Raw genomic sequence first — 15,032 nt, 5'->3', positions numbered from 1 at the left:
TCGGATCGTGCGCGACAACAGGTCGGGGTCGATGTTTACGGCATAGAAAGGTTCGCCGATCATGGCAGCAATATTATCGGGCGTCCACTTGCCGTCTGCTCCGTTCATCCGCGACTCCCGCAACTCAGTCCTGGGCTTCGAGCCTCGCAAGTTGATCACGCGCATCGTGATCCGACTCGAAGCGGTCCATCAAGGTCATGGCCGTGGCTTGACACTGCGGGCCGACACCGAACTTCAGGTGCAGTTCGACCCATGCGCGCACGACGCTCGGGTGGAAGACGCCTGGGCGTAGCTGGCAGTACGTGGTCCAGGCCGTGTCCCAGTGGTCCTGGTTGAGCTGGGCGTAAATCAGCCCCCAGCCGTACTCGGCGTCGCCGGCCCGGTCGCGCAGCGCGGTGCGGCAGACCGCCTCCATGCCCGTCCAGTCCCCGAGCGTCGCGCGTCGCTCGATCATGCGGCGGTGCAGTTGCCGACGATGTTCGGCGGGGAGCTCGCCGGTGGCGAGCAATTGTGCGGCGCAGGCCTCGGCTCCGTCGAAGTCGCCGCGCGATGCCAAAATGTTGATCTTGTCTTGGAGGCCTTTAATCGCCCCGTAGATTCTCCAGATCTCATCGCAGACCGCGAGCGCCTCGTCGAAACGACCCGCCTCGTGCAGCAGTTCGACCAGCATCTCCCCCGCAGCCGGCGAGGGCTGCGACCGTAGCATCGCGACTGCGGCATCGAGGTCTCCGGCCGCGGCGGTGTGGCGGGCTGTGAACAGGAGCCGATCGTCGTCGTCGAGGTTCGCCAGCGCACCCAAGCGGTCGAGATCGGCCGGTGCGAGGGCTCCGTGCACGGCGAGGCGATGCAGGCTGATCCGGGCGGCGAACGCGGTGTCAGCGGCCTCGAGCGCGGCCCTCCACGCAATGACCGTCTGCTCCCGGGGCTGACGGGGATCGGCGGCGAGGGCGCGTAGCAGCGGTTCGGTCGTGGTGTCACGCATCGCGTCGGCGAACCGAGCGGCCCGCGCACGGTCGCCGAGGGCGATGCTGGCCTGGGCGCCGACGATGGCGACCGTGGGATCGGCAGCCTCCCGATCAGTGGCCTGCCCGCCGAAGTCCACGGGGGTGGCCAGCTCGATGACCTCGGTGAAGGCCTGGGCGAGCATGCGTTCCTGCACTACAAGCCGGTGGGCGTCCTCGCTGGGCCCGGCCCACCGGCGCATCTCGTCGCGGACGGCTACGGCCAGCTCGACCGCGCGGCGCTGGTCGTGGTGCGGCACCACCGAACTGCCTCGGACCATGCGTTCGATCAGCACGCGCGCCTGCCCGAGTCTGCCGCCGACGATGCGCGGGAACCTTAGGCAAGACCGGTCGTACAGCGTCAGCGCTTGGTGGAGATCTCCCCGTGCGAACGCGCGTTCGGCGAGAAACAGCAGGCAGGTGGGTTCGGCGTCGAGTTGTTCATGCGAAGCGTTGCGGAGCAGTGTTTCGAGGGCATTTTCACGGCCTGCTTCGTCGGCGTCGAAGGCACAGACTGCAACGTCGGCGAGCAGGCTCGCCCCGGCGTGTTCGCGGGCGAGCCGTAGCAGGTCGTTCGCGTGCTGGCGGTCGTCGGCCACCATCGCCATCACGGCCGCGACGCCGACGAGCCGGACCCGTTCGGCCATGGCCGCCTCGGGCACGGTCCGGGCGGAGGCCAACGCGAACGCTCTCATTGCCAGGTCACGGTGGCCGTGCTCGTTGGCATACGCGCCGATCGTCGCCAGCCGCAACGTGCTCGCGTGCGACCAGCCCCGGCTCGCGTCCAGCAGCGCCTCCACCGTGTCCCGGGACTGTTCGCGACCCTCGCTCAAAAACTTTGCCAAGCGAAGTGCCCCGTCCGGGTCGACTGGACGCAGCGCCGACAGCATCTCCACCGCAGACGGCGGCAGCAACGGCAGCGCCTGCTCGACGGGGTCCGCAATTGCCGGGGCGGTGGCGAGCGCGAGCTCGCGAAGCCGCAGCTGTGCTCGGCCGTCGAGGATCTGCGCTTCTGGTATCTCGATCCACCAGGACTTGTCGGTGTAGTGGACGGCGTCGTGCGTGATCTGGACCCAGTAGCCGGCCCGAGTGTCGGCGTCGACGATCACCAGGATCACGGGCATCAGGTTCGCAAGCCAGTACCGCAGGTGTCGTGGTTCTCCCATGAACCGCCAGCCGCCGGCGGTCCGGCGTTTGAAGTAGGACGGCCCACACTTGATTTGCACGGCAAGATACCGTCCCGACGGCTCGGCTGTGAGCCCGTCGACCTCGGCAAGGGCATCGATCCCGTGGTCGGACACAATTTGTTCCCGGAAGGCCCAGCCCATGATGCTGAAAGCGCCTTCGACGGCGGAGACGCCGATGCGCTCGCTCTGTGCTGTTGTCCGGGTCATACAGGCCAGTTCCTCTCCGGGTTCGGCCACGTCGCAACCGCGTTTCGTCTTGGTCGTGGGTTCCACGGTCAGCCGAGGGTGCGGCTGTCCACGCAGCGACACCGTAGCCGGCGGGTACGACATTGAGATGTTCTTGGCCGCGATGGGGCCAGAAGTCTCGTAGGTCCGGTGCGCCTCGTCGGCCGGTCATCGATTCCGATATCGACAAAAGACCGACAGAGGTCACTTCTGCGCTCGGTGCCGACCGCCTACAACTCGCCGCCGATCACCGGACGATCCTTGACCCGCTCACCCCCACACGTCATTCGACCGCCAGCAGCCAAATCGTGCGGGAGCCGGGGCTCCGGCGAGGATGCCGATGCGCTGCGGGGCCGTCTCCTTGACCCGGTTGAGGGGTGCTGTACCCGGCGTCGGACAGCAGATCGGCGAGGTCGTCTTCGAGTGCTTTGCGGTCGTCGCGGATACAGGCCAGTGCGCGGCTGACCGGGGCCGTGGTTCCGGCTGGCTCCACGGCAGCATGCCTTGTTGAAAAGCATCTCAGGTAAACCGAGGTGGCGGCGTAGCAGAAGTTCGGGGCGATGATGATCGTGCCGTCGGGCAGTTCAGCCAAGGGCTGGACGAGCAGGCGGCGTTTGCGGCTGCGGGCGTGCCACGGGCGCCAGTCGGCGTCGCGAAGGTTGGTCACGGTGCTCGTGATCATCGTAAAGGGCAGCGGCGCGGGCATGCCCATCAGGCGACTCGCCGAGATCGGTGTAGTCGAGGAAGTGGTCGAGCGCCTCGTCGTGCGTGACGGTCACGAGGTGGTCGTCGTCCGGGTGGATCGGCCATCGTGTCAGCGCGGCCAGGACGACAGGAGTCGCCGGCGGATGCGCCGAAGCTGGTGAGCATCGCCGTGCCCAAGGGTTCCGGGACCAGGCTTCCCGTTTGGCAGTGTTGGGCGCCGGGTCGGCCTCGCTTGCTGTCGTCGCGGCCTGCATCTGGTCGGCAGTGCGGTTCAACTCTGCACAGGCGAGTTGGCGCGCCCGGAGAGGTCGGCAAGCAGTGTGGGCAGAAGTGCTTCCTCGTGGATGGCAATGCCTTCGTGCTCCATTGCCGCAGAAAGTCCAGGCTCCCACGGTGTGGCTGCGCCGGCCCCGGACAGAGCGAGGCGGGCGTTGGCGTTCAGATTGTTTACTGCGTCTATATAGTCGTGTGCTCCCATCCGCCACGGCGTTGCGCCGCGATCAAACAACCGGGCGGCGATGCGAACTCCGGGCCAGTCGAAGTCCCCGTGGTAGCTCACGGTCGCACGGTCTGCGATCAGGCGGGACAGCAGTACGAGGCCGGCCGAGGCCGGGTTACCTGCGAAGCACAGCAGAGGCTCCGGGGCACTGGCGCGGATGGCGGCCTGCAGCACTTGGGGGTTCTCGCATGCGTACACCCGCTGGCCTGGTTTGGCGAGAGGAAGGTCGGCCATGGCGCGCAGCTCGTGCAGGGTGAGATGGGTGACCAGTCCGAGGTCGGCGCGGTCGGTCATCATGGTCGACCATCGGTGTGTACCTGGCGGGCGCAGCGCCCAGACCATGACGGTGCCCGATACCTGATCTTTTGTTACGCCGACCGTCTCCCACAGAGCGCGGCGCTCGCTCGGTGAACTGGGTGCGGGTTCGCGTGCGGCCTGGGCGATTGCGCGTATCACCAGGGCGGCTGTGAGGGTGCCGTCGTCGAGCCCGTGCGCGTCTCCGGTGGTTGTGCTAGCGAGTTCGCCCAGCTCCCACCGGGATTCGACCAACTTCTCGCCTCCCGAGAGCACGGTGCCGTCGGCGATTTCGACCAGGACGGCGACGGCTGCATTGACTGCTGCGTGCGCGGCCGGTGCGCCGGCCCGGGTGAGCAGCCCGGAGCGTCGCACACTGTCGGCGAACGCGGGCGCCCATGACGCGTTGGCGAGGCCTGCCGCAGCGAGGCCGGTGTCGAGTGCGGACCATACCTGCGACCAGGCTGACGCCTTCTGGTCGCGGACAGCAGCACGGTCGACGAGCGGTCCGGTGAGGGCGCCGAGGACAGCGACGAGGCCGGCTGCGGCGGCGCTGCGGTGTAGCGCCTCGTCGAGTGCCGCCAGCTGTAGTCTTGCCGAGCCTGCGGCATATGGCCGGCGGAGCAGACCGCCGAGCCGGGTTGCTGCCTCTTCATTGAGGTCAACGCTGATTGCTCCGGTGAGCTGGAGCCGGTTGCGTTCCAGTCGGTGCCGGGCGCGTTCCCATACCGGGATCAGAGACTGGTGTCCGAGGTAGGCGCGCAGGCGGTCGGGCAACGGGGCTTCGGTCATGCCACTGACCGTAGGTGCCGGCTGTGTCCGTCCCAGTGCACGTGGGTGGTGATTGCGGCGCTTCCTTCACGGCGACGGACCTCGTACACGTCGAGCGACGGCACCTGTGGGTAGCAGCCCCAGAGGGCGTGGCCGGTCATGGCGAAGTCGATGTCGAGGCGTACGAGTAGGCCCATCAGTACGCCGATGGTGCGGTTGTCGACTTTGGCGAACGCGTCGTCCAAGACGATGAGCCGTAGTGCTCTGGAGGTGTCGGGCAGGCCGGAGAGGTAGGCGTCGACGGCCGCGAACAGGGTCACGTAGGACACGAAGCGGGTCTCGCCCTGTGAGAGCTTCGACCGTTTGCTGATGCGCCGCTCTTGTCCTGCCGCGGGGCCGCGGATGATGACTTCGACATCGTGCCATGACCGGTAGTCAAGGGCGGATTTGAGGTGAGCGGTGTACCCGGCGTTCGCGTCGACGTTCATCTGTCCGTCAACGCGGGCTTTGAGCAGGTCGATGAGTTCGGCGTTGTCAGCCTCGGAGCGAACGTCGTTGGCAACGGCGATGAGTTCGCTGATCCGGGTCAGGGCTGATGTGGCGTCGGATTTGAGCGTCCACTGCACCCGGACGCCGATGCCGTGCGAGGTGTGGATGGCTCGCAGGCTGGCGTTCATTGCCTTGATCAGCTTATGAGCTTGGCCCAGTCGTCGCTGAAGCTCGTCGGCGACACCGTCGAGGATGAACTTGGTGAACACTTGACGTTCCCGGTCAGACAGAGCCGTCCGGCCTTCGTCGACTTTGCGCTGCAATGTGGTGTGTGCGGCGGCGATGGTGTGGGTGCCGGCGGCGTCGACGAGGTCGACCAGCCGTACTCCGTCGGTCACGGTGGGTTGCACGTCGAATGTGCCGGTGAGGTCCTGTTCGAGGCGTTGTTGTGCGCGTACGACGGCGGTTTCGTCAACGGTTGGGCCACTGCGGTCGACGGTGTCGGCAAGTTGTCGGGCCGCGGTCTCCACTGTCGCCGGGTCGATGGAGACAGGATCTGCGGCCGGCAGGTGCGGGAGGGACTGGCCTGGGTTCAGGGCGGCTTGGGTGATGCCGGGCAGGGTGGCGACACGGTGCAGCCGGGCTACCTCGTCCGCCAATGCCCTCCGCGCAGCGCTGGCCTCATCCTTCTTGTGCTTGGCAGTCACCGCTGCGGCGGCGACTTGACGTCCCAGTTCACCTTCAACCTTCCGGGTGTCTGAAAGTGTGCGCTTGGTCCGGCGGGCTTCGTCTTCGGCGGTCTTCAGTCGGGTGAAGACCGCTTCGGGATCAGCGCCGATGGTTTCGCGTAGAGCGCTCAACTCTGCTGCCTCGTGGTGCCATAGCGCCCAATCCTCGTCAGCGGTCGACTCGGCCTTCATCCGGTTTGCTGTGGCCTTCTGCACTTCGCTGACCCCGCGGATGTGTCGGTCGATGCATTCGCCAAGGTGGGTGAAGCCGTCGGCGAGCCGCGCGCAGGAGCCCGCAGCGGATTCGGCGGCTTGCCGCGCTGTAGCAAGTTCCTCGACGCCGGTCGGCAGGCCGGACGCGCGGCACATTTCAGCGTGTTGTCGACGGCGGGCGTCGAGATCGCGGCGCATCCCCTCGGCCTCTGCATGCAGACGCGCGGCCTTGCCGGTGGTGTTGCGGGCGTGCTGAGCCTGGGCGGCAGCGTCCGCTCGTGCCTGAGTCAGCTGTCGCGTGCGGGGTGCGGTGCGGAGGTGGGAGTCGAGCTGTTGTTCCCGATCGCCCAGCGCGTCCCCTTCGGCCTTGTGTTGGCTGTCGATGTCAGCCAGTGCGCCGAGTTCGGTGGCGATCTCGTCGAGGCGGGCAGCGCGTGCGGCGGCGCGGGCCTGTGCACCGATGTGCGAGGCGGCGGGTACGCGATGCCGTCCCGTCAGCGGGCCGCTGCCCCAGCTGCCGTCGCGGGCGACCCAGACAGGGGCGTCGTGGTCGTCCAGGGCGATCCGAGCGAGGACGCTAGCGGAGAGTCCGGGCTCGATCGGGCAGGTTGGGTCCGGTGCGAGCACGTTGCTCAGCGGTCGGTTGACGGTCGGACCGGTGGCGGTGAGCAGGATCTGGCCATCGGCGGCGGTGACGGCCCCGTCGGAAGTGAGGTCGGCGGTGAGGAGTCCGGCGGCGTGCAGCGCTCCTTCGATTCCGGCCTTGTCGTCGTCACTGAGCTTCGGGTCCGTGAAGTCGACGGCACGCCACAGCGGCACACCCCCGGTGGGAGTAGAAGCTTGCCACGGCGCCCGTGCCGGTTCGGGGTCCCGTTCCCGGCGGAGGTCGGCTGCCTCGGCGTTCAGCGCTTGACGGCGGTCGCTGACGTCCTTCTTCCGCCGCTTGAGGTCGGCGCGGTCTTCAGATATCCGCTGCCGGGCCGGCCGGGCAGCCTCGTCGGCTGCCCGGTCGAAGCCGTCGAGCGGCAGACCGTCGTCACCGGCGAGGGCGTCGATGTCAGCCAAGACCTGAGCGAGTGCGGTTGTGTGCCAGCCGACTGGTCCGAGGAGTTCTTCGGTGGCGGGATCGGCGACCCAATTTCGCCAGTTCACCGCGAGGCTGGCTGCGGCGTCGTCGCGCCGGGCAGCTGCTTGACCGGCTTCCTCGGCGGCGGTGTCCGCTTCGTCTCTGGCGTCGCCGGCACGGTCCTCCGCGGCCTCGACTTTGCGCATCTGGTCCCGCAGCGCCACCGCGGTTGCATGTCGGTTGCGCGCCTGACCGGCTCGGTCCTTGGCGGCGCGCGCGACGTGGCGAGCGGTTTCGGCTGCCCGTCTCGGCTCGTCAGGGGCGAAGGTGAGAGTTCTGGGCGTGGGACGTTCGAACGGGCTGGGCGCGCTCTCGCAATCGGTGCGGACGCTTTCGGTGGTGGCGGGTTCGTCGTCGATGGTGGCGCTAGCTGCGGCGGGCAGGAGGTCGGCGGTCAGCCCCGCCTTCGTGAGCAGGTCACGCGTTTCGGTGAGGGTCTGCGCAGCGGCGTCGGCGGCGGCGATCACTTCACCGGCGCGTTCGTCGGAGGTGGCGACCAGAGCAGCTTCGGCGTCCCGTGATGTTCGAGCGTTGGCCAGTGCCCGTTCGGCAGTCTGGTGAAGTGCCGCAATACGTCGCTCGGTTTCGATGAGCTGCTGGGCGTCTGTGTACTCACGGGATGCCTTGATGCCGCGGATCGTCGCGTCGAGTTCACCGGCACGGTCCGCCAGCTGGTTCAGCGTGTCGGCAGTCTGCTTATGCTGCGCCTGCAAATGCTCGTGTTGGCTGTGGGCGTCGTCTGAGTCCCGCGCGCTCCGGCGCGCACTCGCGGCTGTGGTTTTCGCTTGGTCGTTGGCGGCCAGCAGCACCCCAGCGGCGTATCGACGGTAGGTCGCCAGGAAGGTGCCCACATCGTTGGCCGCCTTCTCCAGCCGCTGCTGGGCATCGCGTGTGTCTGACAGCGCATCGAGTTGCTGTCCGGCGGCGGCCAACGCGGCCTCGGACAGCGGCGGCAGCGCGTCAGAGACGATCGCCGGCAGCAGGCCCGCTTCGATGCGGTTGCCGACGTCGGGGTTGCGCAGTACGTGCAGCAATTGCAGCAATCCGGCGTAACGTTCGCGACCGGAGTCACCGGTAAGGGCGAACACCTGAGTGCGCACTCGCTCGCGGTGTGTCTCTGCGGTGTCGGTGACCCGGTCAGAGCCGATCTTTTCGGCAAGCCGGTCACGCGATAGCGGTTCGCGGCTGTCGTCCAGCAGGTGGAGATCGACTCCCACCCGCAGGGGTGTGATGAAGTACCAAGGTTTCGCCTCGGCAGTGGCTTTCGAGAACCGGATGAAGGCGCCGAGCGTAAGGTACTCGGTTTCCGAGTCATCGGACTCGCCGATGAGTTCCAGCCACAGGTATCCGACGCGATTACCGCCAGCCTTTTCACCTGCGCCAGCAGCCATGAGGTCTTCAAGGCGAACCTTCTTCGCCCCGGAAGCGTCGATGTTGCGTCGATCGGCGTCCAGCAGGTAAGGGAGAAGCATCTCCAGCGCACGGCTCTTACCGGCGCCATTCGTGCCGCGCCAAATGATCCGCCCACCGGAGCAGGTGAACTCGGAGTCGTAGTAGTACCACACGTTGACGATGCCGCCACGGTTGATGCGCCATCGCGACGGGTGGTGCCTGGGGGGAGTTTGGTCGAGGTCCTCGGCGGCCATGGTCGGGACGGCGGGGGTCACAGACTCTCCAAGTCAAACAGGGACGGTGCGACGGGGGCGTCGGGTTCCAGACGCTCGTGGGCGCGGGTCTGAGACGGCGCGAGCTGCACGTCAGGACGGTGACGAGCGGCGGCCGGGTGCAGGACCAGGCCGTCTTCGGTGGGGTCGGCGAGGCTGAGCGAGGTGAGGACGGATATGGCATCCCTGCACAGCACGCTGGGGTGGGAAACGTGCTCTGGGCCCCACATCTTCTCGTGGCGAACCGCGAGGTCCCCGACAATCTCCGTCACCTGCGGCCACGGGCACAGCAACCCGGGTACCTGGCGGCCGTGCAGTTCTGCGGTCTTACCTGCGGTCGGCTTGTGGACCCGCAGCAGCTCGTCAACGAGTAACAGCGCGGCCTGCTTCACCTTGCCGGGACCGGGGAATTCGACATCGGACAGGTGCCGGTCGGGGTCGTAGGCGAGTGCTCCCTCGGCGCGGACCTCGAGCACCAGGCCAAACAGGTCGTCGAGCGTGCGGGTCAGGTCAGTGCGTTCCCGAGACAACACGTCGCGCTCGGCGTCGGTGAGATCTTCACGGCGCACCAGGGGGTTCTCAACCAATTTGCGGCGCAGGCTGCGTCGAGGTTGCTCCGTCACATCGGGGCTCGATGTGACCAGCGCCTCTGGGCCGTCGAGCGCGGCAAGAGGCCGAGCCAGCAAGTGCGGAAGCATCTGCCGATGAACGGTCAACAGGGCTTCTTCCTGACGCTCTCCCCAACCGCTGACGCTGCCGTCCGTCTCCTCGATCACACCCCAGGCGATCAACTGGCGTAGCGCGGCGACGAGATGCCGTTGTTCGATGCGTGAGTCGTCGAGGTCGATGCCCACCGTGGCGGCGTCGGCGCGCAGCTGTTCGACCAAGGCAGAGGCGAGCACCTGCTCGCCCGTGTCGGGGGCGAGTACCGCGGCACATATCAATGCCAGGTATGTGTAGGTGCGAGCCGTGAACTCTCCGCCGCTGTTGCGGCGGGCCGGCCGGACAGGTGCCGCGGCCGGTAGCGGAGCCTTGACAAGGCGGGCGAAAGTCGGCTCAACGACCAGGATGTAGCCAAGCGCGGTCGCAAAGCTGCTCTTGAGCGCTGCGGCGTGGTGGCGAATCAGCGCGAGGGCGTCCGGGTCCGTTGCCGCGGTCAGCAGCGGTGTGCGCAGCAGCGACCGTGCGGCGTCTCTGCGTTGGGTGACCTCATGGGCAACAATCGATACCGCCACTTCAGCCGTCCGTTCCGGTTGCCGCACCGGGAGCGCTTCCCGATGCGACGCTGTCGATGGCGGTGACCTCGAGGATCAGGCCGTCGATCGTCAGATCGCCGTCGAGGGCGTGTATCACGCTGGACCGGGCGGGTGCGCGTCGGACGTGCAGGATGAATCCGAGGTCGGTGTCGGCCCATTCGAGCGCGTCGCTGTCGTCCTGGCCCATGGCGAGCAGCTCGCCAAGCCGGTCGAGGGCCATGTCGCGGGCGGCGGGCGCGATCCGCACCCGGTCAAGGACGCCGGCTGCGATGAGTTCCGCCGCTGCGGCCTCGTCGCGCTCACGCTCGGCGCGTGCCTCGGCGAGCTGGATCTCGCGCTCCATCGCCACATCGGGAACCCGGGCGGTCCTCCCTCGGGCTGCGCGATCGCCTCGCTCGCGCAGCGACACCGGCACGTCGACCGGGTCGGCGTCCCACCACGAAGTCGAGGCGCTGGCACGCGGGCTGACCTCGTCCGGGCCGAGCAGCAAATGCCGGGCAGGATAGACACCGAACGCCGCGGCGAACAGCCGGTGGCCTTTCTCTGTCTCCGCAGTGGTGTCGGCATCGGCGAACCAGCGAGCCAGTCGCAGTAGATCTCCGCGGCGCGACACACCAGTGCCTGCGGCCGCCAGCATTCGTTTGGCATTGGCCAGCAGTTGACCGAGGGCCTGTTCGGCTGCGGCGCGCAGCTGCTGCGGGCCGGACCGGCCGTCGTGCCCGCCGTACCAGGCGGCGAACTCTTCCCAGTCGGCGCGGATCCGGCCGGGTAGCCGCTCGGCCGGCGAGCCGTCCGGGCTAGTCATCATCGGAAGCGTCGCGAGGACTTCGAGCAGTGCGTCGAGGTGGTCGACCAGGGCTGCCGCGCGAGCTGCGACCGCCGGTGAGTGCCGCGCCACGTCCGCAGTGATCAGATCGACGTACGACAGGAGGAGTTCCTTGAACGCTGCATATTCGTCGCCGACCAGGTCATAACGGGAGAGGACCTGATGTAGGTAGGCGTAGAAGTCGCGGACGCTGTCGGTGAACAACTGCTGGCTGGTGAACAAAGTGGTGACGTCGGCGGCGAGCGATTCGGCATCCACAGATCCGGGCGCGTCAGAAAGCCGGGTCTGGATGCGGTCGAGCGTCTCCACCATGCCGCCGAGGAGCTCACGAGCGACCTCCCGCACTCCGGTCGTGGCACGCAGCAGGTCCGCGACCTGGCGGTGTACCCGGCCACCCAGCTTGGATACCTGAAATCGAGAACGAGACCGTAGAAAATCGGCAACCGTAGCTACCCGGCTGTCGCGTACCGACCGAACAAGGTTGCCCCACCCCTCCAGCTGCCGGCACCTGGTCTCCACGTCGTCGAGAGCGAGGCCGATTCCCCGTTCAGCGAGTTGCGCGGCAACCTCGGCGGCCGACAGGTCGGTGAGCAGGGTGTCGGCAAACAATCCCATGATCGCGATGTACTGGCCGCGCACAGCCGGGTCGTCCGCGGTCGCATACCGGTACAGATCGAGGCGATCGAGATCTGAAGGGTCCCCCACGCCAACGCGATCATCAGCGCCAAACTCGTCGCCCATCACACTCCCTGATGCCACCGCGTCGCTGCCCGCGAACACTACGGTGAGCCTCTGACACTCCCGACCAGCCACTGAAGGTACTCGATTGGCTACCGTAGACCGGGATGCTCCTCTCGGCGCCGTCGACCAAGAGGCGCCGGCCACCCAACCGGAGCGCCCGCCGCGGAGCCCCGCAATTGCGGCCCGCGCAGCGCGCCAACACGCTGACGCAGGCGCCCCCACATCCCGCCCTGGTCATGCTCTGCATAGCGATCTGGCTCAGATATCGGACCACGTCCGCAACGAATCCCCCAGGTGCTGAGTGGAGTCTCTGGCGCAGGCGGCGAGAGGTCGCTGGTGCCGCGACTGCACCCGGACTCCGCCACCGCCCACCGACCTGGCGGCCGCAGGCGGCCTCCGGTCATCGACGCACCGCGTGCGTCCCACGTCAATCCTGGTCATCGGATCCCCGTTCGCGCCCACCCCGTGCCGCAGCGAGGTCACTGATGATCGTTGCCACCATCTCCCGCAGACGGCGCAGTTCCCCTGCAGTGAGGCCAAGCTCGTAGCAGTGGTGGTGGCCTGCTCGAGACAGCGCCGACCAGGCGTATCCGGCGCGGGCGGCGACCGACCGGCCAGCGTAGCGGTCGAGGATCAGGAACTGGGGCGACCGGGCCCGCATCGGCGAGACCTCCGGGTGACAGCGCCGCCAGTAGTCGTCCATGGCAGCCTCGAGCGCGAGCCGAAGGAGCCAGGCGCAGGCTCGTGGCCAGGCGCCGCGGGTGCCCCGTACGACGCTGGACAGCAGCTGGTCGGCAGCCTCCAGCCAGTTCTGCGGGACGGCCACGAGCTGACCGGCCATCATCGCAGGTGCTCCGCAAGTCGGCGTGCGTCCCGCACCAGCACCTCGAGATCGAAGGTGCCCGGCCCATGTACGCCTTGCTTGCAGGCCTGGAACGCATCACCGGCCCAACCACCGAAACGGTTGATTCGGCCGAGCACATCCTTACCGCGGTGCAGATCGCCGAAGAGCGCCAGTGCGGTTACCTGGTTGAGCGTCAACGCCTTCTCGATGAGTTCCTCCACGTCGCCGTGTCGTTCGCCGCGCGCGATCCGCTCCCGCCGGATCCGCTCATGACAGGCGGCCTCAAGAGCCGAGCGGCAGAACCCGGAAACCAGGGGGTAGCGTGCGTTATCGGGCAGTTCCTCGGCCTTGAGGATCGCGCTGGCGTCATTGAGGTACCGCTCGACAGGGTCGCTGTTCTTCCGGATTTCCACTACCGATTCGTCCCGCCGGGTGACCGCCCAGATGGTGGCCTCGATGCGCAGCCGGCGTACCGCCTCGGGCAGCCGGTTGTCGTGGGTGAAGACCACGACCTGCCGGGTCTCCGCCAGGCTGGCCAGCACCTGCGCCAGGCCGTCGACCTTCGACGGGTCCATGCTCTGGACCGGGTCGTCGATGATGACAAAACGGAACGGGCTGTCGTCGGCGCAGGCACGAGGCAGGAACACCGACAGACCGAGAGCCTGGAGCTCGCCCTGGCTCATGACCGCCATGGCGGAGGTGGTGGTGCCGTCAACCTTGGCGGGGAAGGAAATCTTTCGGCGGGTGTTCGTGCCGTCGAGGCGCATCCCGCTCAGTTCGACGTTGCTCTCCTGACGTAGCTCGTCCCAGATCTCCTGGGACCGCTGAGCAAACGGTTGGAACCTCTGATCGCGCAGCGCGCTGATCGCGCTCTTCAACCAGTCCCGGGCAGCGTTGACGCGCTTGAGCTTCGCCTCGTTCTCGGCGGCGACCCGTGCCCGGACCAGCCAGTCCTCCAGAGCTACGGCGTGCTCACGCCAGGTGTCGTGGCGGTGCCGAAGCCAAGCGCTCGCTGCCTCCTGCAAATCCGTCAGGGCCTCGAGCAGCGGCGGATAGGTCGCCTGAAGGTCTCCGGCGATTTGGTCGTCTGAAAGCTGGCCGGTAGCAGGGCGGAGCTCATCCGCCCGTGAACGGAACCGCTTCACCACGTCAGACTGGTCGAGGGCGCCAGCCAACACCTCCAAATCGTCGGTACTGATCCGCCGGTCGAGGTCGAGCAGCCTCGCGACCCGGGCACGGGCGTCCTGAAGCCGTCGGTGCCCCTCCTCCACGGCGACGGCGTCGCGCTGAAGCTTCTCGAGAGTGTCGCCGGCGTGAGTGCGCCAGTCGGCGTCCAGTGTCCCCGAGCCACAGACGGGGCAAGGGCCGTCACCGTGCTCGTCGTGAAAGGCGACTGCCATGCGGAGCAGTTGGGCCGCCTGGTCGGCCGTGCCGGCCCGGGTGGCGCTGAGGTCGGCGGCCTGTGCTGCCGCGGCCGTCAGCTCATTCGACACCTCGTTGGCGTAGGCCACGTCCGGAAGCGCTACGGCGACCAGGCGGCGGGCCGCGACCGCGACCGGGTCGCTGACGTCGCTGCCGGCGTCGGCGAGCAGCTGGTCGAGTGCATCGAGGTCGGGAGCCCGCTTCGCGAGGAGCGCGAGCGCTGTCTGGGCCCGTGGGTCGTCGACACCGGTGAGCACGGCACGGAGCGCGTCGCGCGCCGACCTGACGAGGGCGATCTGATCACTGAGATCTTTGCGAATCCACATCAGCCGCTTGTCGGCGTCGAGGATCGGGTCCATGCCGAGGATCGGGGCCAACGCGTCGAAGAGCCCGCTGGGCGTGGAAGTGACGAGCCGGGCGAGGTCGCTCGCGGTGAGGAACGGCCGGTAGACCTCGAGCGGTTGCTGCCATCCCAGCTCGGCCGTCTTCTCATAGCGGTTGCCGTCATCGGCAAGAATGTTGCTGACGCCCTGGTGTGCCTGCGTGTGGTCATCGCGCCACGAACGGCGTACGCGGATGGGTTTCGCGGCTCCATCGGCGCGCAGCAGCACCTCGATCTCGCAGGGCGACCCGCAGTGCAGATTTCGCCAGCCGTCCTTGAAAACGCTGTTGCGGTCGGCCCAGCGCACGCTGTCGCCGGTCAGGGCCAGCTCGGCGGCTTCCGCGTAGCTCGATTTGCCCGAGCCATTTCGACCCACGACGAGGCTGAGCCCCGCGTGCGGCTGCAGCCGGAGGCTCTGCTGTGGACCAACTCCTCGGAAGCCTGCGACGAAGATCGACTCGAGGTAGAGCGGCTGTGGACGCGGTCTCGTCGACGGGTCCCGGGCAGGCAGTTCGACGGCATCTCCACCCAGAACGGCCGCAAGCTGCTCATCCCCGACGTACGCGGCGAGCACGAGATCTACGAGGTCGTCGGGGACGTTGTCCTCGGCCAACCGGTCGAAAACCTGGTCAAGTAGCGACTGGTCCGGAGCCATACGG

9 protein-coding genes are annotated in these 15,032 nt (G+C 67.7%); 1 reads left to right on the top strand and 8 read right to left on the bottom strand.

Going from position 1 to position 15,032, the window contains the following annotated elements; genetic code table 11:
- Window positions 1-124: 124 nt before the first annotated feature.
- Both PSH03_RS04005 and PSH03_RS04000 read right to left on the bottom strand, forming a co-directional pair.
- On the bottom strand, window positions 125-2,461 hold the full coding sequence (locus PSH03_RS04005) for a DUF4365 domain-containing protein (RefSeq protein ID WP_238688288.1): 2,337 nt from the start codon (window positions 2,459-2,461) through the stop codon (window positions 125-127).
- Window positions 2,462-2,696: 235 nt separating this feature from the next.
- Window positions 2,697-3,080, bottom strand: coding sequence for a hypothetical protein (locus PSH03_RS04000; protein WP_238688287.1), 384 nt, complete (start codon window positions 3,078-3,080; stop codon window positions 2,697-2,699).
- Between the two features lies 1 nt (window position 3,081).
- Between PSH03_RS04000 and PSH03_RS03995 the strand changes: the two genes are divergently transcribed.
- Window positions 3,082-3,279, top strand: a complete 198-nt coding sequence (locus PSH03_RS03995) for a hypothetical protein (RefSeq protein ID WP_238688286.1) — start codon at window positions 3,082-3,084, stop codon at window positions 3,277-3,279.
- 110 nt (window positions 3,280-3,389) lie between these two features.
- On the opposite strand, the gene PSH03_RS03990 is transcribed toward PSH03_RS03995, so the two are convergent.
- From PSH03_RS03990 to PSH03_RS03965, 6 genes are all read right to left on the bottom strand, one after another.
- Window positions 3,390-4,703: a TIGR02679 family protein gene (locus PSH03_RS03990; protein ID WP_238688285.1), complete on the bottom strand. Its 1,314-nt coding sequence runs from the start codon at window positions 4,701-4,703 to the stop codon at window positions 3,390-3,392.
- A complete protein-coding gene (locus PSH03_RS03985; RefSeq protein WP_238688284.1) occupies window positions 4,700-8,884 on the bottom strand; it encodes a TIGR02680 family protein in 4,185 nt (1,394 codons plus the stop codon). Before PSH03_RS03985 ends, PSH03_RS03990 begins: the two co-directional genes overlap by 4 nt.
- A gap of 17 nt (window positions 8,885-8,901) precedes the next feature.
- The gene (locus PSH03_RS03980) at window positions 8,902-10,137 is read right to left on the bottom strand and encodes a TIGR02678 family protein (RefSeq protein WP_238688283.1); all 1,236 of its coding nucleotides are present in this window, start codon (window positions 10,135-10,137) and stop codon (window positions 8,902-8,904) included.
- 1 nt (window position 10,138) lies between these two features.
- Entirely contained in the window at window positions 10,139-11,725 is a 1,587-nt protein-coding gene (locus PSH03_RS03975; RefSeq protein WP_238688282.1) for a TIGR02677 family protein, read from the bottom strand.
- 427 nt (window positions 11,726-12,152) lie between these two features.
- Complete coding sequence (locus tag PSH03_RS03970) at window positions 12,153-12,566, bottom strand: hypothetical protein (protein WP_238688281.1); 414 nt, start codon at window positions 12,564-12,566, stop codon at window positions 12,153-12,155.
- Window positions 12,566-15,028 (bottom strand): AAA family ATPase, encoded by a 2,463-nt coding sequence (locus PSH03_RS03965; RefSeq protein ID WP_238688280.1) that lies wholly within the window; start codon window positions 15,026-15,028, stop codon window positions 12,566-12,568. The genes PSH03_RS03970 and PSH03_RS03965 overlap by 1 nt, the downstream gene beginning before the upstream one ends.
- Window positions 15,029-15,032 lie beyond the last annotated feature (4 nt).

The organism is Micromonospora salmantinae (assembly GCF_022230905.1).
Classification (GTDB): Bacteria; Actinomycetota; Actinomycetes; order Mycobacteriales; family Micromonosporaceae; genus Micromonospora; species Micromonospora salmantinae.
This window is presented reverse-complemented; position numbering and strand designations above follow the sequence as displayed.

Excerpts from the sequence above, each read along its gene's own strand:
- PSH03_RS03990 (WP_238688285.1), bottom strand. The coding sequence starts at position 4,703 with ATGACCGAAGCCCCGTTGCCCGACCGCCTGCGCGCCTACCTCGGACAC.
- PSH03_RS03965 (WP_238688280.1), bottom strand. The coding sequence starts at position 15,028 with ATGGCTCCGGACCAGTCGCTACTTGACCAGGTTTTCGACCGGTTGGCC.
- PSH03_RS03975 (WP_238688282.1), bottom strand. The coding sequence starts at position 11,725 with ATGGGCGACGAGTTTGGCGCTGATGATCGCGTTGGCGTGGGGGACCCT.
- PSH03_RS03985 (WP_238688284.1), bottom strand. The coding sequence starts at position 8,884 with ATGGCCGCCGAGGACCTCGACCAAACTCCCCCCAGGCACCACCCGTCG.
- PSH03_RS03970 (WP_238688281.1), bottom strand. The coding sequence starts at position 12,566 with ATGGCCGGTCAGCTCGTGGCCGTCCCGCAGAACTGGCTGGAGGCTGCC.